Raw genomic sequence first — 25,323 nt, forward strand, 5'->3', positions numbered from 1 at the left:
CTGCGACGGCTCGACCCCCGACTCAGGGCTGGATGTTCTCCAGGTCCTCGAGCAGGCCGGGATGTGTCGGCTGCCACCCGAGGGCGTCACGGGTACGGGCACTGGACGCCGGCTGGTCCATCGCGAAGATCGGGCCGAACGGGCCGAAGGTCTCCTCCGGCACCGCCTCGACCGGCAGGCCCAGTCGCCGTCCGACGACCGTCGCGATGTCTCGCACCGCGTCGCCCTCGTCGGCGACGGCGTGCCAGCACGTCCCGGGCGGTGCCGACTCGAGGGCCAGCCGGAACAGGGCCGCTGCGTCGAGGGCGTGCACGGCCGGCCAGCGCTGGGTGCCGTCGCCCGGGTAGCCGGCCACTCCGGAGCGGCGCGCCGCATCGGTCAGCAGGCCGGCGAATCCGCCCTTGCCCTCGTTGTGAACCGTGCGCGGCATGCGGACCGCCGTGGCGCGGACACCGCGCGAGGCCAGCTCCAGCAGGGCGTTGACCGAGCGGCCTCGACCGCCCACCGGTCCGTCGGTCGGCAGCGGATCGGCTTCGGTGGAGGGACGGCCCGGTACCCAGGGCGTGCCCGAGACGGTGACGATCGGACGGTCGCTTCCGGTGAGTTCCTCGCCCAGCGCGGCGAGGGCGGCGCTCTCCTGGGTGACGGCCTGCGCGAGCGCGTCCGGATCGCCGTAGTCGCGGCTGAAGGCGAGGCTGATCACGCCGTCGGTCTGCGCGGCGCCGGCGCGCAGGACGTCGAGGTCCGCGATCTCTCCTCGCAGCACCTCCGCGCCGGCGTCCTTGAGGGCCAGCGCGGAGGTGTCCGAGCGGGCCAGCGCGAGAACGGTGTGGCCGTTGCGGAGTAGTTCGGCGACGACGGCGGAGCCGATGGTGCCGGTACCGCCGGTGACGAAGACGTGCATGAGGCTCTCCCGAAGTGATGGGACTCTTGTCCCGTCACCGTAGCAGGACGACGGGACTCTTGTCCCATCACCTATGATGGCGACATGGCTCGATGGCAACCGGGGGCGAAGCAGCGACTCGTCGTCGCGGCCGTCGACCTGTTCGCCGAGCAGGGGTACGACGCCACCACGGTGACGCAGATCGCCGAGCGCGCCGGAGTCACCAAGAGCACCTTCTTCCGGCACTTCTCCGACAAGCGTGAACTCCTGGTCGCCGGCCAGGAGACCCTGAGCAGGCTGCTCGCCGACGGCATCACCGAGGCGCCGGCGAGCGCCAGCCCGCTCGAAGCGGTCGCCGCCGGTCTCGAGCGCGCGTCGAGCGCGATGGGGCCGGCGAACCGTGAACTCGGCCCTCGCATCAAGGCGGCCGTGGCGGCCAGCACCGAACTCCAAGAGCGGGACGCCCTCAAGAGCGTCGGTCTCGCCGCCGCCATGACAGCCGCGCTCCTCGCCCGCGGCGTCCCCGACCCGACCGCGCATCTCGCGGCCGAGCTGGGGGTCCTCGCGTTCAAGCGAGGCTTCGCCCTGTGGTCCGACGGCGATCGTGATGACGGCAAAGGGCTCGCCCAGCACGCGCTGGCCGCCCTGGAGGACCTGCGCACGGCAACCGCGTCGCTGGGCTGATCGACCCGAGGCGTTCGTGGGCCGGGGCCTGGCGGCGCCGGCCGTACGTCATCTCCATGCGGGCGATCTCCGGGAGTCACGGTGAATGTCATACGAAGCGGCGATTGCGAACACGCCGGTTTCTCGGATAGTCAGGCGAGATGACCGCCACGTACGTCGTGCCCGCCCTCGCCGAGCCCGTGGAGATTCTGGTCGACCGCTGGGGCGTGCCCCACATCTACGCGCGCTCGCCCGACGACGTGTTCGTCGCGCAGGGCTTCAACGCCGCGCGGGACCGGCTGTTCCAGATCGACCTGTGGCGGCGGCGCGGCCTCGGGCTGCTCTCGGAGGTCTTCGGCGCCGAGTACGTCGAGCAGGACCGCGCCGCCCGCCTCTTCCTCTACCGCGGTGACATGGCCGCCGAGTGGCCCGCGTACGGGCCGGGCACCGAGCGGGTGACCCGCGCGTTCGTCGCGGGGATCAACGCCTTCGTCGCCCTGTGCCGGGACCGCCGCGAGCACCTGCCGCCCGAGTTCACCGACCATCTCCCCGCGTACTGGGCGCCCGAGGACGTGGCGCGGATCCGCGGCCACGGCCTGTTCGCCAACCTCGAGGACGAGGTCGCGCGGGCGCTCACCCTGCGCGATCACGGCCCCGACGTGGAGGACCTGCGCCGCGTACGGGAGCCGGCGGGCCCGCTGCGCGTGCCCGAGGGGCTCGACCTGTCCGTCATCCCGGACGACGTGCTGCGCGTGTACCGGCTGGCGACGGGCGCGCCCCGCGCCGGGCTCGACGGCAGCAACAACTGGGTGATCGGCCCGTCCCGTACGGCCTCGGGGCGCCCGCTGCTCGCCAACGACCCGCATCGCGCCGTCACGCTGCCGTCGCTGCGCTACATCGCCCACCTGTTCGCCCCCGGCATCGACGTCATCGGCGCGGGCGAGCCCGCGCTGCCCGGCATCTCCATCGGGCACAACGGGCGGATCGCCTTCGGGCTGACGATCTTCCCCATCGACCAGGAGGACCTGTACGTCTACGAGACCAACGACCGCCACGAGTACCGCTACCAGGGCCGTTGGGAGCCGATGGAGCGGGTGCGCGAGACGGTGCCGGTGCGCGACGGCGATCCCGTACCGGTCGAGCTGTGGTTCACCCGGCACGGGCCGGTCATCCACGAGGGCGAGGGGACCGCGTTCGCCGTACGCGCGGCCTGGCTGGAGCCGGGCATGGCGCCCTACCTCGGCAGCATGGACTACATGCGGGCGAGCGGCCCGGAGGAGTTCGTCGCCGCGATGCGCCGCTGGGGTGCGCCGGGGGAGAACCAGGTGTACGCCGCGCCGGACGGCATGATCGGCTGGCGCCCCGCCGGCCGCGTGCCCCGGCGGCCGGGCTGGGACGGCACGCTGCCCGTTCCCGGCGACGGCCGGTACGAGTGGGACGGCTTCGCCGACGTGGACGAGCTGCCGTCCGTACGGGATCCCGAGCAGGGTTGGTGGGCCACCGCCAACCAGCGCAACGTGCCCGACGGCCACCCGGTCCTGGTGACCCGCGACTGGTACGCGCCGTTCCGGTACGAGCGCATCCGTGAGGTGCTCGCCGCGCGCACCGGCTGGACGGTCGAGGACTGCCTGCGACTCCAGACCGACTACGTCAGCCTGCCGGCGCGGCTGATCCAGCCGCTGCTGGACGGCCTGCGCGACGACGACCCGAAGGTCACGGCCGCCCTGGAGACACTGCGGGGATGGGACGCGACGCTGTCGGCCGGTTCGGGCGCGGCGGCGCTGTTCGAGGTCTGGTACCGCCGCCACCTGCGGCCGGCCCTGCTCGAAGCGGCGCTGTCCCGGCTGGTCCCGGCGGACCGCCGCGCCGACGCGCTCGCCCGCGTCCTGCCCCCTGAGGACGAGGCCGCCGACCCGCGCGTGGACCTGGACCTGCTGCTGTCACCCGGCGACCGCCTCGGCCCGCCCGGCACCCGCGAGCGGATCATCCTGGCCACGCTCGCGGACGCGGTGGCCGACGTCGAGCGGCTCCTGGGCACGGACCAGGCCGGCTGGGCGTGGGGACGGCTGCACCGGGCCGAGCCCGCGCATCCCATCGAGGACCGCGGCATCGGTTCGCAGCCGCGCGGCGGCAGCGGGGACACGGTCGGCGCCACCCCGTACACCCCCGACTTCCGCCAGTCGGGCGGCGCGACGTTCCGCCTGGTCGTGGACGTCGGCGCCTGGGACGCGTCGGTGGCGATGAACTCCCCGGGCCAGTCCGGAGTTCCGGACAGCCCGCACCACCACGACCTGTTCGGGAGCTGGGCCGCCGACGAGGCGTTCCCGCTGCTGTACAGCCGCGAAGCGGTCGAGCGTAACCTCGGCGACCGCATCATCCTGCGCCCGGCACCGGAGGACCGGTGACCGCCGCCCGCCCGCTGCTCTTCCTCGACGTCGACGGACCCCTGATCCCGTTCGGGGGCGGACCGGGGCGGAGCCGGGAACTCCCGGAAGCCTCCGGAAACCCGCTCCTCGCCAGGCTCGACCCCGAGCACGGACGGAGGCTGCTGGCCCTGCCGTGCGACCTGGTGTGGGCCACGACCTGGATGGAGGACGCGAACACCGAGGTCGGCCCGCGGATCGGCCTGCCCGGACTCCCGGTGCTGGACTGGCCCGAGTCGGCCGAGGACGACGGCCGGCTGCACTGGAAGACGCGGGCTCTGGTCGAGTGGGCCGCCGGACGCTCTTTCGTCTGGGTCGATGACGAGATCGGTGCGATGGACCGCGCATGGGTGGCGGCACACCACCGGGCACCGGCGCTCCTTCATCGCGTCGACCACCGTCTCGGCCTCACCGGCGAGGACTTCGATGCCATCGCCCGATGGCTGACGCTCGAAAGGGAGGGCGCGTGCCCGGACTGGCGGAGCTGACCTACACGACGCTCGGCGGTGTGGCCGGTGCCGCCGCGTCCGGCTACCTGACCCGGCATCACGAGCGGCGCCAGCTCCGGGCGGCGGTGATGCAGCGGCTGCACGCGGTCGCCGAGGTCACCGCCGGGGTCCGTGACGTCGAGCTCGGCTGGGCGCCGGTGTCCCGTACCGCCGACGGGCGGCGGCGCCTGACCGACGTGCTCGGCGTCCGGGCGGTGCTCGGGGACGGCACCGACGCCGAACACGCGCAGCGGGAGGCGTTCGCCGGACTCACCGTCGCGGCACTCGCCGCAGGCGTCCCGCGGCGCGTCACCGACTTCGCGGCCGGATCCTGCGAGCGGACGCTCGAGTGCACCGTGATCGCGCTGGCCGACCGCCGTATCGGCGGCGTGCTCGGCGACGACGCCGAGGAGCTCGTTCGGCGCGCCGACGAGTACCAGCGGTCGGCGGTCGGCCTGCTTCTTCACCGGCTGTGGCACCCGTGGCGGGCGCGGCCGGTCACCCGGCGCCGGATCCGTGACCTGCGGGTCGATGTGGCCGTTCTCGACCGGCACCAGCAGGCCGCACGGGAGGTGCTCACGCGGACCGAGCACGTCGAGCGGTTGTCCGCCGGTCTCGAACGCGGCCCGGTCGCGCCGCCCCGCACCGCGGAGGGCGGCGCGGCGTAGGCAGGGCTCAGCGGCTCCAGGCGGTGGAACCGGAGGTCAGCGAGTCCGCCACGGTGTCGCGTACCTCGGCGTCCGACGGCATCGGGAGGCCGCGTGCGTCGGACACGCGGCGCAGGGACGTCATGGTCACGTCGTGCAGGCCGCAGACCGTGAAACGGTCGAAGGCGCTCATGTCCGGGTCGACGTTGAGCGCGAAACCGTGACTGGTGACGCCCTGGCGGATCCGCATGCCGATCGAGGCGATCTTGTGATGGTCGGGGGTCCAGACGCCGGCCAGGCTGCTGGCGCCCGGCGGTGTGTCGCGGCGGAGCGCGGGAAAGCCCAGCCGGTCCAGGGCGTCGATGAGGCCGTTCTCCATCCAGCGGACGATGTCGACCGGCCCGTGCCGGCCGATGTCCGCCACGAGGTAGCCGACGAGCTGCCCGGGGCCGTGGTAGGTCGCGAACCCGCCCCGGTCCACCTCGACCGTGCGGATCCCCAGGTCGGCGGGGAGGTCCGCGGTGGCCGTGCGCGGACCGTACGTCACGATCGGCGGATGGCTCAGCAGGAACAGCCGGTCTCCGGCGAGACCCTCACGGCGCTCCTTAACCCACCCCGCCATCCGCACCCGCGCGTCCTCGTAATCGACCTCACCGAGGTCGACGCGTTCGAGCATGATCACCCTCCGGCGAGCTTGATGAACACCCGTCAGTATCGTCCGTGCTCAGGCATGGCGGGACGGGGGATCGATCCGGCGCAGGCCGCGCTCGGTGGCGGCGAGCACGCCGATGCCGTGCCGGGAGGCCAGGGCGTTCACCCTGCCGGTGGCGTGGTCCCGGCCCGCGGGCCGGCCGGTCTCGGCGTCCAGCCACACGACACCCGAGTCCAGGCCGACGGCCAGCCAGGAGCCGTCGGGAGTGAAGCACAGCGAGGCCGAGGCGGCTTCTCCCGGGGCACCGGCGATGTCGTCGTCGATCTGTCGATGCCAGGTGAGTTCGCCGGAGTGCGTCGAGACGGTGGCGACGAAGCCGCGATGGCCGCCCGGCCCGTGGCGGCCGTGGTCGGGGCGGACCCAGGTCGCGAACCTGCGCCCGTCCGGGGTGAACGCGACGTCGGTGACGATCTCGGAGCGTCTTCCGGTGGGAAGCTCGTCCTCACGCTTGTAGCGGCGCCGGAGGTTTCCGTCGTCATCGACGTCGAGCACGGTCAGCCACCACGTGCCCTGCATGGAGTTGCCCACCGCGAGCGAGGTCCCGCCGGGCGCGAACCGTGGCACCACGCTCCAGTCGCCGAAGCCCGCCACCTCGCAGACCGCCTCACCGCGGCCGACGTCGATCAGGCGCACACACTCACACGAGGGGACCACCAGATGGCGCCCGTCGGGGGACAGCACCGGCGTGCCGTACAGGTCGTCCGGGAGCGCCTCCGGGGGGATCTCGCGAGATCGCCGTAGGTCGGCCCAGTCCCGCAACCACACCGAGTCGCCGTCGGAGAAGGCCGGCGCGGGGCCGGCGCCGTACGGCCCCCGGACGGGTTTGCGCCCGCCCGTCCGGATGACCTCGACCGGCTCGATCGCCGGTGCCAGCCGCCACCGTACGAGCACCGTGCCGGAGAACATGGTGGTCAGCGCCTCCGGCCGATCCGGATGGACCGCGACCCGTCCCTGCGGGCCCACCGCGGCCTCGGCCGGCGTCAGTTCCACCGGGCGCCCGGACGCCTCCACCATGGCGATCAACCGTTGCCGCAGCTCGCGCGGGCCGTCCTCGCCGAGCAGGTCCGACGGCAGGGCGCCGAAGCGGTCGCGCAGCCCCGGGTCGGCGCCGCGTTCGAGCAGCAGCTCGGCCACCGCCACCCAGCCCTCATCGGAGGCGGCCCGCAGGGCGGCGCGGTGCAGCGGCGTGCTCGGCCCACCGGTCCGCTGCGGAGCACCGGCCTCGACCAGCAGCCGTACGATGCGCGGGTCGCCGGCCAGGTCCAGCGGTGTACCGCCGTTCGAATCGAGCGCGGTGGTGTCGGCGCCCGCGGCGAGCAAGGCCCGCACCACGTCCACGCGGTCTTTCTCGACCGCGACGTGCAACGGCGTCTGGCCGAAGAGGTACCGCGCCGCCAGCCCACTCGGCCCGGCGGCGGCGAGGAGTTCCGCCACCTCGCCACTGGCCGCCCAGTGCAGCGCCCCGTCCCCGTTCTTCCGTACGGCGAGCGGATCCGCGCCGCGTTCGAGCAGCAGCCGGACCACCGGCGCGGAGTCGGCCCGCCACGCGGCCGCGATCAGCGGGGTGATGCCCATCCAGCCCCGGACGTTCACCGACTCCGGTTCGGCGTCCAGCAACTCCGCCAGCCGGTCCAGATCCCCGGCCTCCGCCGCCTCGATGATCGGATGATCGTTCCGCAAGACACTCCTCACCGACTCGCCGACGCCGACGACCGACCGCAATCTATCGATGGATCAGCGGGCGTACGCGGCGGCGAGGGCGTGGAAGATCTCCTTCGGCTCCCACCGGATCTCGTCCAGGAACTTCACCACCCCGTACGAGGCGAGGTCGAGGTCCTCGCGCGGGTCCGGGCGGTGCGGCAGGCCGTACCCGGCGAAGGTGAACCAGAAGGCGGCGTCCACGCCCTCCTGCTCGAAGATCTCCCGCAGTTCCCGCAGGTAGGTGACCTGCTCGGACTCGTCCCGCACGTAGTCGCCGTCGATGCGGGAGGACGCGCGGTCGGCGATCATCCAGCCGGTGCCGCCGCGACCGGCCGCCCCGCGGTACGCGCAGCAGCCGAACTCCGTGACCACGACCGGCTTGCCGCAGGCGAACCGCCGGCGCAGGTCGGCGCGGAACCCGGCGGCGTTCGACTCGTCCCGGTAGGCGTCGACGGAGACGATGTCGAACGGCGCCCAGTCGACGTCCTCCCACAGGCCCGACGCGTAGGTGACCTGCCCGCCGAACCGCCGCCGTACGGCGCCGGCCGCCTCGGCGAGGAAGTCGTTGACCTTCCGCGCGATGCCGGGGAAGGCGGCCACGACCTCGGGGGCGCCGGACATGACGCCGTGGATCCGCCGGTAGACGTCCTCGCCGGGCAGGAAGCCCGCCGCGAACAGGCTCAGCTCACAACCGGTGACGAAGACGACCTCCGTGCCCCCGCGCCGCAGGTCCTCCGCATGCCCGGCGCACTCCTCGAAGAGACGCAGCATCGCCTCGGGCGCCTGGTCGCAGGGGAACGGCGAGAACCAGACCTCCAGCCCGGCCTCGGCCGCGTACCGCCCGGCGACGGCCAGCCGCTCCGGATCGTCGCCGGTGACGCGTACGGCCTCGCAGTGGAGACGGTCGGCGATGACGCGCATCTCCCGCCGTACGGTCTCGTCGTCGAACCGCTCACGTGACAGCCGGCCTCCCGGGCGGAACCCGGTGTCGTAGGTGATGCCTCCACGCATGGGTGCTCTCTCTCGTGTCGCTTGCGTGCGACCAGCGTGGTCGAGCCCTCGGGTGTCCGGCAGGTCGGTGTGTCCATGATTCGTAGGTACAAGTGTCCTAATTCGCAAATTTTTGGGTATCAGTGCGGCGTCCCTGACCAACGACCTTTGACGACTGTTTGAAGCCGACTGGTTGAAGCCGACGCCGAGCCGGCCGGGCGTCGACCGCCTCACCAGCGGACATAGCCCCTTGGAGGTAGTTCATGAGAGTCACCACCGCCGTGGTCCTCATCTGGCTCATCATCGGCGCCATCGCCGCAGGTCAGCGGCACTATTACAGCCACGGTCCGAGCAACTGCTCCCAGGCCGGCACGCTCCTCGTCACGATCGTCGCGGGCCCGCTCAACTACGTCGGAGTGAACCCGAAGATCTCCTGCAAGACGCCCGAACCCAGCAAGTGACCCCGGCCCTCCGTCGAGGCGAGGGCGGCAACCGCGCTCGGCCGCCCTCGCCTGACGCCGAATCACCCGCTCGTCATCGGGTCAGGTCCCACAGCCGGACGCTCCGGTCCTCGGCGCCCGTGGCCAGGGAGCGGCCGTTCGGGCTGAACGCGAGCGCGTCGATCCGGCCCTTGTGTCCCAACAGAACGCCGAGCCGGGTGTTGGTGGCGATGCCGTTCAGGATGACCTTGTGGTCCTGGCCGCCGCTCGCGAGAGTGCGGCCGTCCGGGCTGATCGCGACGGCGTCCACGACCCCCTTGTGACCGGTGAACACGCCCATGCCGAGGTGGGTCCGTACGTTCCAGAGCAGGACCTTCTCATCCTCCCCGCCGCTGGCCAGCATCCGCCCGTCGTGGCTGAAGGCGATCGCGCGCACCGGCGCGGTGTGGCCGTTGAGCACCGCGGCCTGCGTCCACGACGCGGTGTTCCACAGGCGTACGGTGCGGTCCAGCCCGCCCGCCGCCAGCAGGGTGCCGTCCGGGCTGAACCGCACCGAGGTCACCGCGTCGCGGTCGTCGCGGAGCACGCGTACGGTCCGGCGCGACCGCAGGTCCCAGACGCGGACGGTGTGGTCCCGGGAGCCGCTGGCCAGATAGCGTCCGTCGGGGCTGAAGTCGACCGACCAGGCCTCGGAGCGGTGACCGGACAGCACGGCGACCTGCCGGCCGGAGGACAGGTCCCACAGGCGTACCGTCCGGTCGTCGCCGGCCGTGGCCAGCAGCCGGCCGTCGCGGCTGAACCGCACGCCCTCGATCGGCGCCGTGTGGCCCGGTAACTGCGCCAGCTCGACGCGCCGCGTCACGTCCCACAGGCGGACCGTGTGGTCCGACCCGGCGCAGGCGAGCGTCCTGCCGTCCGGGCTGAACGCCACCGAGAAGATGTTCGTGTCCGACTTCAGCCGCGTGGACGGGAAGTGGATGCCGATGTGCACGACCGGCGGCGCGGGCGCGGCCGCCGGCGCCCGGCGCGGGGGATGGCGGGGCAGCCAGATCGCGGCGGCGGTGCTCAGCGTGATCGTGAGGAGCAGGGCCAGCAGGAGCGGCGTACGCGAGCGGCGCCGCGGTGTCGTCTCCTCCTCTGGCTCCTCTGGCGGGGGCGGCGGCGCGGCGGGTTCGCGAGCGCCGCCGGCGAGGCGGGTCAGGTGCGCCGCGAGGACGTCGGCGGGCATGCGCATGCCGGGTTCTTTGGCGAGCAGGCCGGCGATGACGGGGGCCAGCGGCCCGGCCCGGCCCGGCGCCGGCGGGTCGGTGGTCAGCAGGGAGACGAGGACGGTGGCGACCGTCTCCCCGTCGAACGGCGGCTGCCCCTCGACCGCCGCGTACATCGTCGCGCCCAGCGACCACAGGTCCGACGCCGGCGTGGCGTCCGCGCCGCGCGCCTGCTCGGGCGCCATGTAGGACGGTGTGCCGAGCATGGCACCGGTCTCGGTGAGGACGGTGCCGCCGTCGAGCGAGGCGACCCCGAAGTCGGTGAGGACCGTACGGTCGCCGTTCAGGATGACGTTGCTCGGCTTGACGTCACGGTGCACGACCCCGGCGGCGTGCGCCGCGCGTAACGCGGTCAGGATCTGCGCGCCGATCTCCGCCACCCGCGACGGCGGCAGCGGTCCGTCTTCCTTGAGCACCCGCGCGAGCGTACGGCCGCGGACCAGCTCCATGACGATCCACGGGCGGCCGTCGTCACGGACGACCTCGTGCACGGTGACGATGCCGGGATGGCTCAGTCGCGCGGCGGCACGCGCCTCACGGAGGGTGCGCGCCCGCAGCGCCACGACCTGCTCGTCGTCCAGACCGGCCGGGAGCCGGATCTCCTTGACGGCCACGTCGCGGCCGAGTGACTCGTCGTGCGCCCGCCAGACGACCCCGATGGCGCCTTCCCCGAGGACTTCGATCAGCCGGTACTTCCCACCGACGAGTCGCTCACTCCCCATCGTCACGCTCCGAGCGTAACCGGACGCGAAGCGTGCATCACGGAATCATCTGTTTTAGGTCGCGGGGCCGCACCGCGATCATGCGTTCGGCTATCTGACGACCAGGTGGGACTTCTCGGAGAGCCGGCAGCGGACCCTGTGCTTGCACAGCTGTACCTGGGTCACCGTGGCGCCACCGGAGTTCGCGTTGATGACGGTCTGGGCTCCGCGGATGAAGTTGGGGCTGTTGAACGGAGCGGAGACTCTGTTGTGGCTGCCATTACCGTCGTGCTGGTGGCCGCCTCCCCGGTACACGGCGGGTGCCACGGCGAGGCGCTGGGTCGACGCCTGAGTCTCGGTCGCGGTCGTCAGGCAGCCCACGGCCGGAAGCAGCAAGACCATGGCGTAGAGCGCACCGCGCTCGCGGCGACCGAGCATTCTTCCTCCTGAGGGCGTGAGTGCGCTGCCGGTGATGGCGGTAGTACCCGCCGGCCGCCGGTGGCCACCCCCTTTGTACTCGCCTATTACGAATGACGTTCCTGGGTATTTACTTGCGCGTCGTAGGCATCCTGGGCGGCGGTGACCTCCTCGATGTGCGTCTCGGCCCAGTCCTTGATGGCCCGCATCACGGGCAGCAGGCTGACGCCGAGCGGGGTGAGCTCGTAGTCGACCCGTACCGGGACCGAGGGGGTGACCGTACGGGAGACCAGGCCGTCGCGTTCGAGTGTCCGCAGCGTCTGGGTGAGCATCTTCTGGCTGACGCCGGCGATGGTGCGGGACAGGTCGCTGTAGCGCTGCGGGCCCTCGGCGAGCGCGTTGAGGAGGAGGCTCACCCACTTGTCGCTGATCCGGTCGAGCAGCCGCCGGGCCGGGCACGTCGCGAGGTAGGCGTCGTAGGCGACACGTGCGTCCTGGCGTCGCTGGGCGGCGGTGCGGGTCGTCATGGCTCTCCTCCGCGTACGGTACGCACCTTCAAGTGCGTACTTTCTGGCAGAGAGTAGCTCTCCCTAGGGTCGTTCCAAAGCCTTCTTTCGAACGTGGGGAGATCTCATGCGGGCGGTCGTCATTCGCGGTTTCGGCGGGCCGGAGGAACTGCGGCTCATCGACGTGCCGGTTCCGGTCCCGGCGCGGGGCCAGGTGCTGATCCGGGTCGAGGCCGCGACGGTCAACGCGGTGGACGTGGCCACCCGTTCGGGCGCGCTCACCGAGGCGGGCCTGCTGCCGGGCCTGGTGCCGCCGCGCGAGGCGATCGGCATCGGCTGGGACGTGGCCGGCGTCGTCGAGCGGACCGGGCCGGGCGTCACCGGCCTGGCCCCGGGGGACCGGGTGATCGGCCTGTCCGACCGGCTCGATGTGCCGCTCGGCACGCAGGCCGACCATGTCGTCCTCGACGTGGACGCCGTCGCCGCCGCGCCCGCCGGTGCGGCGCCCGTCGAGGCCGCGACGTTGCCGCTGAACGGGCTCACCGCGGTGCAGGCGCTCGACCGGCTCGACCTGGGCCGCGGCGGCACGCTGCTGGTCACCGGCGCCGCCGGGGCGGTCGGAGGGTACGCGGTGCAACTCGCCGCCGCGCGCGGCCTCCGGGTGACGGCGGTCGCCGGTCCCGCCGACGAGGCGCTGGTACGGGAACTGGGTGCGGCGGAGTTCGTCCCGCGCACCGCGCGTCTGGGCGAGGCGGTCCGCACTCTGGTACCCGGCGGGGTGGACGCGGCGCTGGACGCCGCGTCGGTCGGCGTGGCCGCGCTCGACGCGGTGCGGTCGGGCGGGGCGTTCGCCGCGGTGGTCGGCGGTGCGGCGCCGGCGCCGCTGCGCGGCATACGGGTCTTCAACCACTGGATCCACGCCGACGGCGCTCGCCTGCGCGACCTGGCCGGCCTGGTCGAGGCGGGCGCGCTCACACTGCGAGTCGCCGGAACTCTGCCCTTGGCACAGGTCGCGGAGGCCCACCGTCGCTTGGAGAAGGGCGGTCTACGAGGCCGCCTCGTACTGACGCCGTGACCACCCAGGGGGCGACCCCCTGTGGGCGGCTCCGCTCTCACGGGCTGAGGTCTCAGCGTCCCTCCTGTGCGGAAAGGGGGTACGCCCAACCTCCGGCCATGCCGTTCCCGGGGGGCTGTTCGATCCGCACGCTACCGCGACGCGCGGCCTGAGACGGTCAGAGATCGTGGTGCCAGTCGTTGCAGCGCATGAAATGGCCCTTGGGGAACTCGAATTCGTGCTCACCGGCGAACGTGAACCCGGCCTTGCGGCAGATCGCGTTGGACGCCGGGTTGTCGACGGACGGGTACGCGTGGAGACGGCGGTGGCGCTTCTCCGCGCGGGCCCGTTCGACGATCGCCGTGGCGGCGGCCCCGGCGATGCCGCGTCCCTGGTGTTCCGGCAGGACGTTCCACCCTGTCTCGTACACCGTCTCGCCCTGCCACTCGCGCTCCCAGTAGCCGATCGTGCCGGCCGTGACGCCGTCGGGCAGGACCACGGTGAACATCTGGCCGGAACCCGGCGCGCCGAGGTCGAGGTAACGCTTGTGGCGCTCCAGGACCTTCTCCTCGGTCTCCGGGCCGCCCAGATGGGCCCAGATCTCCGGCGTGTTGAGCCGCCGCAGCAGGTCCAGGTCGTCATCGGCCCACGGCTCGAGTGCTATCTCGATCATCGTCCTCACCTCAGGCCGCAGTCTGCCGTGGCCCTCTGACACTTCACCGACGATTCACCAGGGGACGGTCCGGCCGAAGCGGTCGAGGAACTGCAGGCCAGGGGTCCCCTGCTGGGAGAGTATGACGTTCACCAGGTCGGGGATGCTGTCCTGGATGCTGAAGGGCGCGTCCGGGCCGCCCAGGTCCGTACGGATCCATCCGGGCGCCATGGCCAGCATGGTGCGTGAGGATCGGGGCTGCCGGGCCGCGAAGCTCCGCATGAACATGTTCAGCGCCGCCTTGCTGCCGCGGTAGACCTCTCGCAGTCCGGTCTCGTTGTTGCCGATGCTGCCCTGCCCGGACGACATCACGCCGATGATGCCCGTGGCCGGGACCAGGTCCTGGAGCGACTCGATGACGCGCATCGGGCTCAGCGCGTTCGTGACCATGACGCTCGTGAATTCCTCGGTCGTCACGTCCCCGATCCTGATGTGCTCGTCGGCCGTGGTGACTCCGGCGTTGACGAACAGCATCTCGAGCGTCCTGCCTGCCAGGCGGTCGCGTAGCGCGGCGATCTGCGCCGGCTCGTTGATGTCCAGGGTCTCGATCTCCACTCGGCCGCCGGCGGTCTCGGCCAGATCGTGGAGCTTGGTTCGCGACGTGCCCGGCCGGACCGTGCCGATGACGTGCCAGCCCTTCTTCAGGAACTCTTCCGCCATGGCGTGCCCCAGGCCGCGTCCCGCGGCGACGATCAAGGCGGTGGGGGCCGGATCGGGGGCAGGCCCGTGGCCTGGTCTTTCGCTGGTTCCGTGGTGGCTCATGGCGGCGATGCTAGGATTTAGAGCGTGCTCGAAGTCAAACCGGCAGAAGTCAAGCCGGCATCCGCGGCCACCGGACGGAAGGCGCGGCCCACCGCCGTGCCCGCGGAAGGCGTGACCATCGCCGAGGCGGCCCGCCGCACCGGGGTGAGCGTGCACACGCTGCGGTACTACGAGCGCGCCGGCCTGGTCGTCACGCCGGTCGACCGTACGAGCGGCGGTCGCCGCAGGTATCGCGAGCTCGACCTCAAGTGGATCGTCATCTGCACCAAGCTGCGCGCCACCGGCATGCCCATCAGGGGTATCCGCCGGTACGCCGAACTGGTCGCCGCCGGGCCGGGCAACGAGGAAGAACGCCTCGCGCTCCTGGAAGCCCACCGCGCCGAGGTCCTGGCCAGGCTCGGAGAGATCCAGGAGAACCTGAAGATGATCGACCACAAGATCGAGGTCTACCGGGGCAGCCTCGCCGCCGGTGAGGCCGACCGGCTCTGGGCGCCCTCCATCACCGGCGCGGCCGAGAGCTGAGCCCGGACCCGACCCCGCCGGAGACCTTTCACAGCTCGCGGCGCATGCAGACGCGTGGCCAGCGGTCCAGCCCGTACGCGGCCTCCCGCCGGCGGATCTCCCGGAGACCGGGTGTCAGTGTCGCGTCGTTCAGGCGCCGGAACCCGCATCTCTCGTAGTACGGCGCGTTCCACGGCACCTCGGCGAATGTCGTGAGCGTCAGCGCGGGCAGGCCGCCGGCCGTCGCGACGTCCGCGACGTGGTCGAGCAGGGACCGGCCGACGCCGCGTCGCGCCGCGGCCGGGTGCACCGAGACCTGCTCGATGTGCATCGCCCCGCCCACGACCTCGGCGATCAGGTACGCGACGGGCCGGTCGGCGTCGTCCGCCGCGACCCACGCACGCCCCTTCCGCCGGTAGCCCGCGAGGACGTGGACCGGGAGCGGCTCGTCGTCGGCGATCTCGGGCATGCCGATGTCGCGGAACCACTCACCGGCCGCGCGCTCGATCGCGCACAGGACCGGCAACTCCTCGTCACGTACCGCACGGATGCGCATGCGGGGCATCGGATACCTCCGAGGAGACCCCCGCCTTCAGGCGGGGAAGGAATCGGACCCCTGCGGAGCAGGACAGGGGAAGGCGATTCGCCACCAGGCGGACCGCCGTATCGAACACACACCCGATTCTTAGCTGATCGTGCGGTAAATTGTGAGACATGGCGCAGATCGTGAAGCGGGCCTACCAGTACCGCTTCTACCCGACCCCCGAGCAGGCCGAAGAGCTTGCCCGGACGTTCGGCTGCGTCCGTCTCGTCTACAACAAGGCCCTGGAAGAACGGACCCGCGCTACACGCTGGAAGGCCGTCGCGTCTCCTATGCGGAGTCGTCCGCGCGCCTGACGGCGTGGAAGCGCAGCGGAGAGTATGACTTCCTGTCCGAGGTGTCGTCGGTCCCTCTTCCGCAGGCGCTTCGCCATCTCCAGGCCGCGTTCGCGAACTCCTTCGCGAAGCGCGCCAAGTACCCGACTTTCAAGTCCCGCAAGAAGTCGCGGGCGTCGGCCGAGTACACCCGGTCGGCGTTCCGGTGGCGCTACGGCCAATTGACGCTGGCGAAGATGGACGCCCCTTTGGAGATCGTGTGGTCCCGTCCGTTGCCGGAGGGTGCGGAGCCGTCCACGGTGACCGTGTCGAAGGACGCTGTGGGGCGCTGGTTCGTGTCCCTGCTGGTCGAGGAGGAGATCAGCCCGCTTCCTCCCGTCGCATCGAATGTGGGGATCGACGCCGGGATCACAGCGCTGGCCACCCTCTCCACCGGCGAGAAGATCGTCAACCCTCGGCACGAGCGCCGCGATCGGCGCAAGCTCGCCAAGGCTCAGCGGGCGCTAGCCCGCAAGGAGAAGGGGTCGAACAACCGGGCCAAGGCCCGCCTGAAGGTGGCCCGCGCTCACGCCCGGATCACCGACCGTAGAAGGGATCACCTGCACAAGGTCACGACACGGCTTGTTCGCGAGAACCAAGTGATCGCCGTGGAAGACCTGACCGTCCGCAACATGGTCAAGAACCACAGCCTGGCCGCGCCATCTCCGACGCCTCCTGAACGAGAGTTCTCTCGGGCGGGCAACCGGCGATGAAGCAGGAACCCTCACGGGCGACCGTGGGAATCCCCCTCCTTCAGGAGGGGGAGAATGTCAACACGCGTGGTGTCCTGCCCTCGCGAGGGTCCGCGACGTGCCGTGGTTGGAACCGGGGCAGGGCGTGTTTCCCGACGATCTCGAGGAGGCCGAGCGTCGCCAGGGTGTCCGGGTCCGATCCGGCGATGCGGTACTCCCGCGGACCGGCTATGGCCGCGCCCGGCACGAGGCCGGTGAGGCCGGCGGTTTCACGCAGGCCGGCTGGCACGCGTCCTGCCTGCCGTGGCTGCATGAACGGGAGGTCGCGCTGATCGGCGCCGACACCCCCCAGGACGTTCAGCCGTCGGGGTACGACGACGTGTTGATGCCGGTCCACGCCGTGAGCCTCGTCGCCATGGGTCTGTGGCTGCTCGACAACTGCGACCTGGAGGTGTGCGCGACGACGGCTGCCGAGCTCGGCCAGTGGGACTTCCACCTCGCAGTCGCGCCGGTCCGCTTCGCCGGTACGTCCGGCAGCCCGATCAACCCGATCGCCACATTCTGACCCCGGGACTCGCGCCCGACAGTGCCGGCACCCTTCTGCCGGAGTAGGCCATCTTGCTTCCTGACCAGGGAACCCCTGGTGCGGGTTCAGCGGTCGCGGAGTTCTCGCAGGATCATCGCGCAGCGGGATGCGCCGTCCGCCCAGGGCAGGTCGGTAGTGATCGGGCGCAGCGCTTCGTAGGCGGCGCCCCGGGAGTCCCACCACAGTGCGCCGCGCAGCGCCACGGTCAGCCCCCACAACCGCATGGCCCGGCTCCTGTCGTCTTCGGTCATCCGGTGCTGTTCGGCGGGGTCGTTACGCGAGTCCCTGGCGCGGCGTGCGTCCACCAGCCAGCCGCGGATACGGCATCCCAGGTCTGAGTCGGCGGGCACGTCCACCTTCCTCCCGAGTTCGGCCGCCGACAGGGCTTCGGCCACGTCCGGCAAATGCGCGACGTCCAGCAGCTCGGCGAGGCGACGGACCTCCCGGACGATGATGGGCCGTCGCAGTGCGGCCGGGGCGGCGTCCAGGGCGTCGGCAAGCCCCTCCTGCCGGGGACGGTAGACGGCCGGGGGCTCGGCCGCCGTGAACCACGGTTCGATGTGCGCGCTCGGTATCGGGCCGTCCGGGAGGTCGGGCAGTGTCCCGATGATCTGGCCGACAAGGCGCAGCGCCGCGACATGAGGGTGCATCAAAGGGTCACGGTCGTCATCCGCGTCCAGATCCACGCCCGCGGCCCGCATCTGCGGAAGGAACCGGTCGAGCTCGGTTCCCCACCGGAACGCCGCGCTGCCGCCGGTGAACGAGGTCCGCACCGTCCCGTCCTCACTGAAGGAGAAGTGGTCCTCGGCATAGTCGTGGCGAAGCACCGACAGCGCTTCGGTTCCTCGTGACACCGCCTTCAGCAGCTGGCCGTCAGAGCCGTGAAACCCGTCCGGCTCGATGATGACGGTCCATTCGCCGAGACTCAGCGCCAGCGCGATCGCGGGGTACCCGGCGTCGTAGGACCTCATCTCCTCCCGCGCGTCCGCCGTGGTGCGGGGCCGCATCGTGTCCTTTAACCCGCCCATGCGCAGCAGGGCCTCGGTCTCGTCGATGTCCCGGACGAACGTGAGGCAGTAGATCTCACCCAGCATCTCTTCGTATCGGTCGAAATGACGTGCTGACATTTCCTGGCATCCTTCATCGGGTCGGGCGGGACGTCGCCTCGGCCAGTTCGGAGAGGACTTCGGAGGCGGTGACCGGGTCGAGGTCGCCGAAGGGCAGCCCGGTGCGCCGCGGCGTCCAGTAGCCGTCCTCGGGGCGGTCGTCGAGGCGGATCTCCTCCAGCTTCTGGTCGGCGCTGTACTCCATGCCGCCGATGACGATTCCGTGGTCCAGCTTGATGTTGACGTACCGGCCGCCGGGGACCTCGCGGAAGACGCAGAACTGGATTCCGGCGTCCATCGGCGCGCTGCGCCGCCAGCCGCGTCGTTCGAGTCCGAGTATGGCCCCGGGCGGTACGGTGACGCCCTCGAACCGCTCCAGCCGCCGGGCGGCGCGTTCGGCGTCGGTCAGGGTGTGCACCGCGCGGCCGAGCTGCGGGAACGGCTGGAGGATCTCGTAGTCGGCGAACAGCGTCGACCACGCCTCCAGCGCATCGCCCAGCTCCAGCGGGTGGGCGATGCCGACGCCCGCCGACTCGGGCGGCGTCAGCACGTCGTCGTCGGCGTCGGCGAACGTCCGGTCCTCGGCCACGCGGAACGCGGAGGTCTTGCCGCCGTCCTCGCTCACCCACACGAGCCGCCGTGCGATGTGCCAGATCAGCGGATGCTCCACGATCAGGCGGCGGAACTCCTCGGTCGTCCAGCGGCGCCGGGCCACCATCGCCGACTCCAGCCGGCGGATCTGGTCGGCGGCGACCGTCCGCACGTCCTTCTTCAGCGTGGCGAACCGCTTGTACGCGGCGGGCGCCAGCTCCTGGTCGTCCTTGGCGCCCGGCTTGGGCAGGGCCTTGCGGCGGGTGCCGTCCTCGTCGGCCACGTACGGCTTGAGCTCCTCGTCGAAGCCGACGAGGAAGCGGCGCGGCCCGTAGTCGAGCACGAGCCCGCCGTCGGAGTCCAGGCCGAAGTCGGGGACCAGCCGGTCGCCCAGCTGCTCCGCCGTCAGGCCCAGACCGTCGGCGACCTCCTCGATCTTCTCCTGCGCGCGGGCCTTGAGGCCCTTGAACTTCACCTTCTGCGCGATGCCGTGCAGGTGCATCAGCGCCACGTCCGTGCCGATCGCCGCCAGGACGTCCAGGCCCGCGACCGCCTTGGCGTGGCCGCCTTCCCCCGGCCACTTACGGATGAGCGGCGTCAGCCGGCGTACGGTGTCGTCGTCGCCGAGCCGGCCCAGCTGCGCCAGCGCCCATGCGTCCGCCGACGGCGCGTCGTTGCGGCGCCACTCCTCGAACAGCGCCCATGCGAACGCGGCCAGCGACCCGGCGTCGCAGGCCTCCTTGACGAGCCCGACGCCCGCGTACACCTCGCCGGCCTTGGACATGGCCAGCATCGTCAGCAGATGGCGGACGGCGTCGGCCGGGAGCGCGTCGTCCCGGCCGCGGAGCCGGATCTGCGGCAGCGACCGCACGTCGGCCCACTCACCGACCGCCGGCAGGCGTTGCGGCAGCAGCTCCAGCGGATCGATCGTGAGCATCGCCCGCAGGGCGTCCGCCGCCGCACCGCCGTGTGCGCGTGCCGCCGCCTCGACGGCCTTCTCGGCTCCGTGCCGTCCGGCCAGCAGGCGCAGCGCGGCCTCGGCCTCCCGGCGCGCGGCGGCGGACCTGCCCAGCGCGGCGGGCACCAGCAGCGGCACCGCGTCCACGCCATGCCGGTCGAACCAGGCGAGCGCGAGCTTGCGGCGTTTCGGCTTGGCCAGACCCGCGGCCATCACCCGCGCGACACCGGCGTCCAGGAACGGCAGCGCCCGGTCGGCGAGACCCGCCGGATCCTCCTCCGCGATGCGCCGCGCGACCGGCAGCGCGTCGACGCCGAACCGGGCCACGACCGGCCGCAGCCAGATCTCGGCCTCCCACAGCTGCGGCTTCCAGTCGGCCAGCAGCGGGCGGACCTTCTCCACAGGGCCGTACGTGAGGACGCCGAAGCCGTACCCGTAGGCCTTACCGGCGCGGAACTCCTCGATCAGCTCGTCCCAGTCGTCACTGGCCGGGACCCGGTGCCGCCCGTCGGTCTTCGCCCACTGCTCCTGCTCGCCGGGCTCCCAACGCATCGCGGGCTCGGCGGGAGGAGTGAGCCCGCCGACGACGACCGGGTCGGCCGCCTTGGCGGTGCGCAGCCACGGCGGGTCGGCCAGCGGCCGGGGCAGCGCGTCGGCCGGGGCGTCCGGCAGCCGCTTCTCGTCGTCCGGGGAGCCGATCCGGGCCCGCAGCGCGGGCGGCAGCCCGGCCACCAGCTCTTCGTGGGTCCGTGCGTGCGCGGCCAGCAGGTCGGCGACATGCGGCGCGTCGGAGGCCGCCGCCAGCAGCCGCAGGGCCCGGGCGGGGAAGCGTGCCATCGCGGTGAGCAGGGCGGGCCGTACGTACTTCTGCTCGGCGCGGTCGACCAGGGCCTGGAAGGCCTCGTCGCCCGGCACGATCGCGAGCGTCTCCAGGATCAGCCTGCGAAGGTCCGCGACATAGGCATCGGCGTCGAAGGCCTTGACGAGCAGCGCCGTGGCGGCCGTGCCCACACCGTCCAGCATGGTGACCAGGCGGGAGCGGTCCCACGAGTAATGGTGGACGACTCCGTGCGGGGCGATCAGGTCGACATGGCGCGGCGACCCCAGCGCGCAGTACAGCATCCACCAGAAATCGGCCTCGTACCGGGTGTCGGGCGGAGCGGCGCAGCACTCCTCGACCCAGTCGTGCCGGGACGGCACCAGGAAGGAGACCACCGTCCGCTGCGACGCGGTGCGGCGACACCGCGCCAGGGCCTCGACGGCCTCCTCGTACTCGCGGTCGCCGGCGACGGCCAGCAGGCCCCGCAGCCGTACACCGGTCTTCGCGGCCGGCGTCGAGGCGACCGACGAGGCATAGCCGTTCGTGGCCCGGTCCCCGATGGGGGAGAGCCCGGAAGAACCCCACTGGAACTGGCTGAACTCGGCGAACGCGCAGGCGGCGAAGGACAGCCCGTGCTCGGTCACCCACGCGTCCGCCAGCGGCACCGCGAACTTCTCGATCGCGTAGTCGTACGGCACCTCGGCGGCCAGCAGCGCGGCGGCCATGCCCGCACCCAGCGGGTTCGCGCCGCCGGAGGCATACTCCCGGACGGCCTCGGCCATCTCCGGCGCGACACCGGCCCGCTCGGCGAACGGCCGCGCGGCCTCCAGCCGCTGGAGGCGTTCGCGCACGTCCCCGACCGCGGAGCGATCGACCTTGATCGCCGGCCCCGGCCGCCCGCCGCGCCGCGGATACAGCCGGCGCCGCCACGACTCCGGGATGTCCAGGGCGTTCTCATCCACTACCGCATGGTTGTCTCCCACGGCGCCCGACCATAGAACAGACGTACGACAAGGGCCGCCTGAATGATCATGAATGAGAGGTGAACGAGGTCGGAGCGGTGCCGCGCAGCGCGCCCTGCATCGACGCCCGCCAGATCGGGCCGACGTTCGCGCCGAAGACGCCCGGGCTCGGGTCGCCGAACGGCGCGGCGGGGTCGCCGAACCAGACGGCCGCCGCCAGGTCGGGCGTGTAGCCCGCGAACGCCGCGCACGCGAACCCCTCACAGGTGCCGGTCTTGGCCGCCGCCGGGCGGCCGATGCCCAGGCCCCGGCCCGTTCCCTTGGTGAGCACGCCCTGGAGAATCCGCGTCACCTCGTCGGCGACGCCGGCGTCCACGGCTCTGCGGCATCCGGCCCCGGGCACGTTGATCTTCTTGCCGGTGGAGTCGGTGACGCCGGTGATGGCGATCGGCGCGCAGTACCGGCCGTGGGCGGCGAAGGCGGCGTACGCGGCGGCGAGATGGGTGACGTCGATGTCGCCGGTGCCCAACACCTGGGCCGGCACCTGCTGCAGGGGCCGGCCGGTCGCCTGCCTCATGCCGAACCTCTGCGCCATGCGGACCGAGTCGCACAGGCCCACGCGCTGTTCGAGGTAGGCGTAGTAGGTGTTGAGCGACTCCCAGGTACCGGTCGCCAGGTCGGCCGACGACGCCTTGGACAGCTCGGCGTTGCGCACCGACCAGGGCTCGAAGCCGTGCCCCTTGCAGTCGGTGTAGCCGCTGACGGTGGTGCTGTTGGGTGCCGGGAGGGTGGTGCCGACGCTGTAGCCCTTGTCGAGGGCGGCGGCGAGGGTGAAGATCTTGAAGGTCGATCCGGCCGAGTAGCCGCCGTTGCCGCCGTGGGCGTAGTCGGCGGCGAGGTTGAGGGTGGTCTGGCCCTTCTTCTTGCTGTCGCCGTAGGTCTTGCTGACCACCATCGCCTTGATCTCACCGGTGCCGGGCTTGACCATGGCCTCGGTCGCGGTCTTGCTGTGGCTCGGCCGCAAGGCCAGTGCCTTTTGCGCGGCCTTTTGTGCCTTCATGTCCAGCGTCGTGCGGATCGTCAATCCGCCGCGGTACAGCAGCCGTTCGCGGTCGGCCGCGGTCTTGCCGAACGCGGGGTTGCCCAGGGATCTCGTCCTTGACGTACTCGCAGAAGAACGGCGCCTTGCTGTCCACGCAGTCGGCCTTGGGCTTCTTGATGTGCAGCGTGATCGGCGTGGCCGCCGCCGCGTCCGCCTGCGCCTTGGTGATCATTTTCAGCTGCGCCATCCGGTCGAGCACGGTGTCGCGGCGCCCCTTGGCGTTCTCCGGGTTGGTCTCCGGGTCGTAGGCCGACGGGCTGTTGGTGACGCCTGCGAGCAGTGCCGCCTCCGGCAGCGTCAGTTGGGAGGCGTCCTTGCTGAAGTAGTACTGGGCGGCGGCCTGCACCCCGTACGCGCCCGAACCGAAGTAGGCGATGTTGAGATAGCCCTCGAGGATCTGCTGCTTGGTCAGCTGCTTCTCCACGTTCACCGCGTACCGCAGCTCCCGGAGCTTCCGCCCGAAGTCCGGCGCCTTCGCCGCCTCGGCCTCCTTCTCGTTCTTGGCGTTCTCCACCAGCAGGTTCTTCACGTACTGCTGCGTCAGGGTCGAGCCGCCCTGCTTGATGCCCCCGTCCTGCGCGTTGGTGACGAGCGCGCGGAAGGAGCCCTTGAAGTCGAGCGGGCCGTGATCGTAGAACCGGTCGTCCTCGATGGCGACGACGGCCTTCTGCATGATCGGGGCGATCTGGTTGAGGCTCACCGACTCGCGGTTGTGCTCATAGAACACCGCGAGGACCTCACCGTCGGCGGAGTACACCGTGCTCCGCTCCGGCGGAGGCGAGAGACTGAAGTCATCCGGCATGTTCTGGAAGCTGTCCGACGCGTCCCGCGCCGCCATTCCCACACTGCCCACGCCCGGCAGCGCCAGCAGGCCGACCAGCACTCCCGCGAAGGCGGCCGCCCCGAGCAGCCGCAGCAGTTTGACCAGCACCCGTACCCGCCCGCTCATCCGGCGGCCCGGAGGAACTTCGCCGCGATGGGCGCGGCGGCTTCGGAGCCGGTTCCGCCGCCCTCGACGATCACGGCGAACGCCAGGTCGCCGTGGTAGCCGATGAACCAGGCGTGCGTGGGCGGGTCGTCGCCGGTCCCGTACTCCGCCGTGCCGGTCTTGCCCGCCGTCCCGGACGGGAAGTCGACGCCGGCGGCGGTCCCCTCGCTGACGACGGCGGGCATGAGGGAGTGCAGCGCCCGCTCCACCGCGGGTTGCAGCCGGTGCGGCGCCTCGGGCTTGTGGCCGCCGGCGTCGACGGCCTGGGACACGAGCGAGGCGTCGACCAGGCGGGGCGAACGCCAGGCGCCGTCGGCGGCGGCCGCCGCGACGCTCGCCATGTTCAGCGGGCTGGTGAGCACCTGGCCCTGCCCGAACGAGGCGGCGGCGAAGGAGGCGTCGTCCTTGTTGTCCGGGAACGAGGCCCGTACGGCGGGGAGTCCCGCGATGATCGGGGCGTTGAAACCGAACTCGGTGGCGACCTTGCTCAGCGCCCGTTGGCCGAGCCGGTCCACGGCGAGACGCGCGAACGTGGTGTTGCACGAGTGCGCGAACGCCTCCCGGAGCGCCACCGTCCCGAAGTCCTCGTGCTGGTAGTTGCGGAACGAGCGGCCCCCGATCGCCGTGGTGGCCGGGCAGCCGACGCGGGTGCCGGCGTCCATGCCGCCCGCGACCAGCGCCGCCGCCGTGACCACCTTGAACGTCGAGCCCGGCGGGTACTGGCCCATCAGCGCCCGGTTGTAGCCGCCGGGCTTGTTCGCCACGGCGAGGATCTCCCCGGTGGAGGGGCGCAGCGCGACCAGCGAGGTGGGCTTGGCCACGTCGGCGAGGGCGTCACGGGCGGCGTTCTGGACCTTGGGGTCGATGGTGGTCCGCAGGGGCCTGCCCTCGGTGCCGCCGAACCGCTGGAGCGTCCGTACCGGTGTGCCGTCCGCGCCGACGATCTGTACGGCGAGGGCGGGCGTACCGGCGAGACGCCGCTCGTACTGCCGCTGGAGCCCGTCCACGCCGATCGTGTCACCCGCGCGGTACGGGGCCCCGAGCTTCTTCGCGGCGGCGGCGGACGCGGGGCCGAGCGGTCCGGCGAGCTGCTGGACGGACCCGGACGGCGACCGGCTCAGGCTGCTGCCGTCCGCCGCCTGGATGTCCGCCCGGGCCGGCCACGTGCGCGCGGCGCGGAGCCGCTGTCCTTCCTTGAGGCTCGGGTACATGACCTGCGGGGACCACGCCACACGCCACTTGCCGTCGCGCTCGACGAACGTCAGTGAACCGCCGTACGTCCAGGCCCGTCCCCCCGTCAAAGTCAGTGCGGCGCGGTAGGAGCCGCCCGCCTCCCCGTGCTTGGCATCTCCGACCGAGGCCACCTCGTAGTGCTGTCGCGTGACGCCCAGGTCGTCCCGCATGCGGGCGAACCGGGTCTCGAAATCGGCGGGTGGACGGTCGGTCAGGGCGTGCATGGCGGCGAAGTCGCCGCCGCTCCAGGCCGCCAGGTAACGCTTCGCGGTCTCCCGCGGCCCGTCGTCGTCGCGCAGCGACCACACCGCTCCCACCCCCACGAGTACGGCCACGGCCGCGATGGCGGCGGCGGCGACCATGCGGGATCGGCGCATCATCGGACTCCCCTCTGTCCGGAAGGCTTCGTCAGGCCGACAAGGACAGCAGCTGGCCAGCGAAAAGTCCAAGATGCATATGAATGTGACGGTAATACCTGTTCAGATATCACTGCTGGTCATGC

At 71.9% G+C, this 25,323-nt stretch carries 23 protein-coding genes and 1 pseudogene; 9 read left to right on the forward strand and 15 right to left on the reverse strand.

Features of this window, described 5'->3' with window-relative positions; genetic code table 11:
* Positions 1–22: 22 nt before the first annotated feature.
* A complete protein-coding gene (locus OG417_RS10700) occupies positions 23–904 on the reverse strand; it encodes an SDR family oxidoreductase (RefSeq protein ID WP_329253456.1) in 882 nt (293 codons plus the stop codon).
* Between the two features lie 84 nt (positions 905–988).
* On the opposite strand from OG417_RS10700, the gene OG417_RS10705 reads away from it, so the two are divergent.
* The 4 genes from OG417_RS10705 (at position 989) to OG417_RS10720 (ending at position 5,125) form a co-directional block, all read left to right on the forward strand.
* Entirely contained in the window at positions 989–1,567 is a 579-nt protein-coding gene (locus OG417_RS10705) for a TetR/AcrR family transcriptional regulator (protein WP_329253459.1), read from the forward strand.
* A gap of 140 nt (positions 1,568–1,707) precedes the next feature.
* A complete protein-coding gene (locus tag OG417_RS10710; protein ID WP_329253462.1) occupies positions 1,708–3,951 on the forward strand; it encodes a penicillin acylase family protein in 2,244 nt (747 codons plus the stop codon).
* A complete protein-coding gene (locus tag OG417_RS10715; protein ID WP_329253465.1) occupies positions 3,948–4,457 on the forward strand; it encodes an HAD domain-containing protein in 510 nt (169 codons plus the stop codon). Before OG417_RS10710 ends, OG417_RS10715 begins: the two co-directional genes overlap by 4 nt.
* Complete coding sequence (locus OG417_RS10720) at positions 4,436–5,125, forward strand: hypothetical protein (protein ID WP_329253468.1); 690 nt, start codon at positions 4,436–4,438, stop codon at positions 5,123–5,125. Before OG417_RS10715 ends, OG417_RS10720 begins: the two co-directional genes overlap by 22 nt.
* A 7-nt stretch (positions 5,126–5,132) precedes the next feature.
* Here OG417_RS10720 and lipB read toward each other — a convergent pair whose 3' ends face one another.
* Genes lipB through OG417_RS10735 form a run of 3 tightly spaced genes read right to left on the reverse strand, consistent with a single transcriptional unit; the run spans position 5,133 to position 8,528 of the window.
* Positions 5,133–5,780: a lipoyl(octanoyl) transferase LipB gene (gene lipB, locus OG417_RS10725; RefSeq protein ID WP_329253472.1), complete on the reverse strand. Its 648-nt coding sequence runs from the start codon at positions 5,778–5,780 to the stop codon at positions 5,133–5,135.
* A gap of 48 nt (positions 5,781–5,828) precedes the next feature.
* Positions 5,829–7,496 (reverse strand): ankyrin repeat domain-containing protein, encoded by a 1,668-nt coding sequence (locus OG417_RS10730; RefSeq protein WP_329253476.1) that lies wholly within the window; start codon positions 7,494–7,496, stop codon positions 5,829–5,831.
* A gap of 54 nt (positions 7,497–7,550) precedes the next feature.
* Positions 7,551–8,528: a hypothetical protein gene (locus tag OG417_RS10735; protein ID WP_329253480.1), complete on the reverse strand. Its 978-nt coding sequence runs from the start codon at positions 8,526–8,528 to the stop codon at positions 7,551–7,553.
* Between the two features lie 242 nt (positions 8,529–8,770).
* Here OG417_RS10735 and OG417_RS10740 point away from each other — a divergent pair, with 242 nt between their 5' ends.
* Complete coding sequence (locus tag OG417_RS10740) at positions 8,771–8,968, forward strand: hypothetical protein (RefSeq protein WP_329253483.1); 198 nt, start codon at positions 8,771–8,773, stop codon at positions 8,966–8,968.
* A gap of 73 nt (positions 8,969–9,041) precedes the next feature.
* On the opposite strand, the gene OG417_RS10745 is transcribed toward OG417_RS10740, so the two are convergent.
* The 3 genes from OG417_RS10745 to OG417_RS10755 all read right to left on the reverse strand — a co-directional run bounded on the left by OG417_RS10745 (position 9,042) and on the right by OG417_RS10755 (position 11,860).
* A complete protein-coding gene (locus tag OG417_RS10745; RefSeq protein WP_329262228.1) occupies positions 9,042–10,937 on the reverse strand; it encodes a WD40 repeat domain-containing serine/threonine protein kinase in 1,896 nt (631 codons plus the stop codon).
* A gap of 90 nt (positions 10,938–11,027) precedes the next feature.
* Positions 11,028–11,354 (reverse strand): hypothetical protein, encoded by a 327-nt coding sequence (locus OG417_RS10750; protein ID WP_329253486.1) that lies wholly within the window; start codon positions 11,352–11,354, stop codon positions 11,028–11,030.
* An 86-nt stretch (positions 11,355–11,440) separates the two neighbouring features.
* Complete coding sequence (locus OG417_RS10755) at positions 11,441–11,860, reverse strand: winged helix-turn-helix transcriptional regulator (protein WP_329253489.1); 420 nt, start codon at positions 11,858–11,860, stop codon at positions 11,441–11,443.
* 106 nt (positions 11,861–11,966) lie between these two features.
* Here OG417_RS10755 and OG417_RS10760 point away from each other — a divergent pair, with 106 nt between their 5' ends.
* A complete protein-coding gene (locus OG417_RS10760; RefSeq protein ID WP_329253493.1) occupies positions 11,967–12,914 on the forward strand; it encodes an NADP-dependent oxidoreductase in 948 nt (315 codons plus the stop codon).
* 157 nt (positions 12,915–13,071) lie between these two features.
* On the opposite strand, the gene OG417_RS10765 is transcribed toward OG417_RS10760, so the two are convergent.
* Together OG417_RS10765 and OG417_RS10770 are read right to left on the reverse strand one after the other, a co-directional pair.
* Complete coding sequence (locus tag OG417_RS10765) at positions 13,072–13,566, reverse strand: GNAT family N-acetyltransferase (RefSeq protein WP_329253496.1); 495 nt, start codon at positions 13,564–13,566, stop codon at positions 13,072–13,074.
* Between the two features lie 54 nt (positions 13,567–13,620).
* Positions 13,621–14,367 (reverse strand): SDR family oxidoreductase, encoded by a 747-nt coding sequence (locus OG417_RS10770; RefSeq protein WP_329253498.1) that lies wholly within the window; start codon positions 14,365–14,367, stop codon positions 13,621–13,623.
* 24 nt (positions 14,368–14,391) lie between these two features.
* On the opposite strand from OG417_RS10770, the gene OG417_RS10775 reads away from it, so the two are divergent.
* Positions 14,392–14,889, forward strand: coding sequence for a MerR family transcriptional regulator (locus OG417_RS10775; RefSeq protein WP_329253501.1), 498 nt, complete (start codon positions 14,392–14,394; stop codon positions 14,887–14,889).
* 28 nt (positions 14,890–14,917) lie between these two features.
* On the opposite strand, the gene OG417_RS10780 is transcribed toward OG417_RS10775, so the two are convergent.
* Positions 14,918–15,424, reverse strand: coding sequence for a GNAT family N-acetyltransferase (locus tag OG417_RS10780; RefSeq protein WP_329253504.1), 507 nt, complete (start codon positions 15,422–15,424; stop codon positions 14,918–14,920).
* Between the two features lie 158 nt (positions 15,425–15,582).
* Between OG417_RS10780 and OG417_RS10785 the strand changes: the two are divergent.
* Together OG417_RS10785 and OG417_RS10790 are read left to right on the forward strand one after the other, a co-directional pair.
* Positions 15,583–16,459: pseudogene (locus tag OG417_RS10785) on the forward strand (RNA-guided endonuclease InsQ/TnpB family protein); the annotation flags it as partial.
* Between the two features lie 134 nt (positions 16,460–16,593).
* On the forward strand, positions 16,594–17,040 hold the full coding sequence (locus tag OG417_RS10790; RefSeq protein ID WP_329253507.1) for a cyclase family protein: 447 nt from the start codon (positions 16,594–16,596) through the stop codon (positions 17,038–17,040).
* Between the two features lie 86 nt (positions 17,041–17,126).
* Here the strand turns inward: OG417_RS10790 and OG417_RS10795 are convergent, their stop codons facing one another.
* From OG417_RS10795 to OG417_RS10815, 5 genes are read right to left on the reverse strand one after another with little or no spacing between them, the layout of a single operon-like run.
* A complete protein-coding gene (locus OG417_RS10795; protein ID WP_329253510.1) occupies positions 17,127–18,188 on the reverse strand; it encodes a DUF6461 domain-containing protein in 1,062 nt (353 codons plus the stop codon).
* A gap of 13 nt (positions 18,189–18,201) precedes the next feature.
* Positions 18,202–21,519, reverse strand: a complete 3,318-nt coding sequence (locus OG417_RS10800; RefSeq protein ID WP_329253513.1) for a DUF4132 domain-containing protein — start codon at positions 21,517–21,519, stop codon at positions 18,202–18,204.
* Positions 21,520–21,565: 46 nt separating this feature from the next.
* Positions 21,566–22,522, reverse strand: coding sequence for a penicillin-binding transpeptidase domain-containing protein (locus OG417_RS10805; protein WP_329253516.1), 957 nt, complete (start codon positions 22,520–22,522; stop codon positions 21,566–21,568).
* Positions 22,464–23,549 carry a transglycosylase domain-containing protein gene (locus OG417_RS10810; protein ID WP_329253519.1) on the reverse strand — a complete coding sequence of 362 codons (1,086 nt, stop codon included), beginning with the start codon at positions 23,547–23,549 and terminating at the stop codon, positions 22,464–22,466. The genes OG417_RS10805 and OG417_RS10810 overlap by 59 nt, the downstream gene beginning before the upstream one ends.
* Entirely contained in the window at positions 23,546–25,201 is a 1,656-nt protein-coding gene (locus OG417_RS10815; RefSeq protein ID WP_329253522.1) for a penicillin-binding transpeptidase domain-containing protein, read from the reverse strand. The genes OG417_RS10810 and OG417_RS10815 overlap by 4 nt, the downstream gene beginning before the upstream one ends.
* Positions 25,202–25,323: the final 122 nt, after the last annotated feature.

Source organism: Actinoallomurus sp. NBC_01490 (assembly GCF_036227085.1).
In the GTDB taxonomy this organism is placed as follows: domain Bacteria; phylum Actinomycetota; class Actinomycetes; order Streptosporangiales; family Streptosporangiaceae; genus Actinoallomurus; species Actinoallomurus oryzae.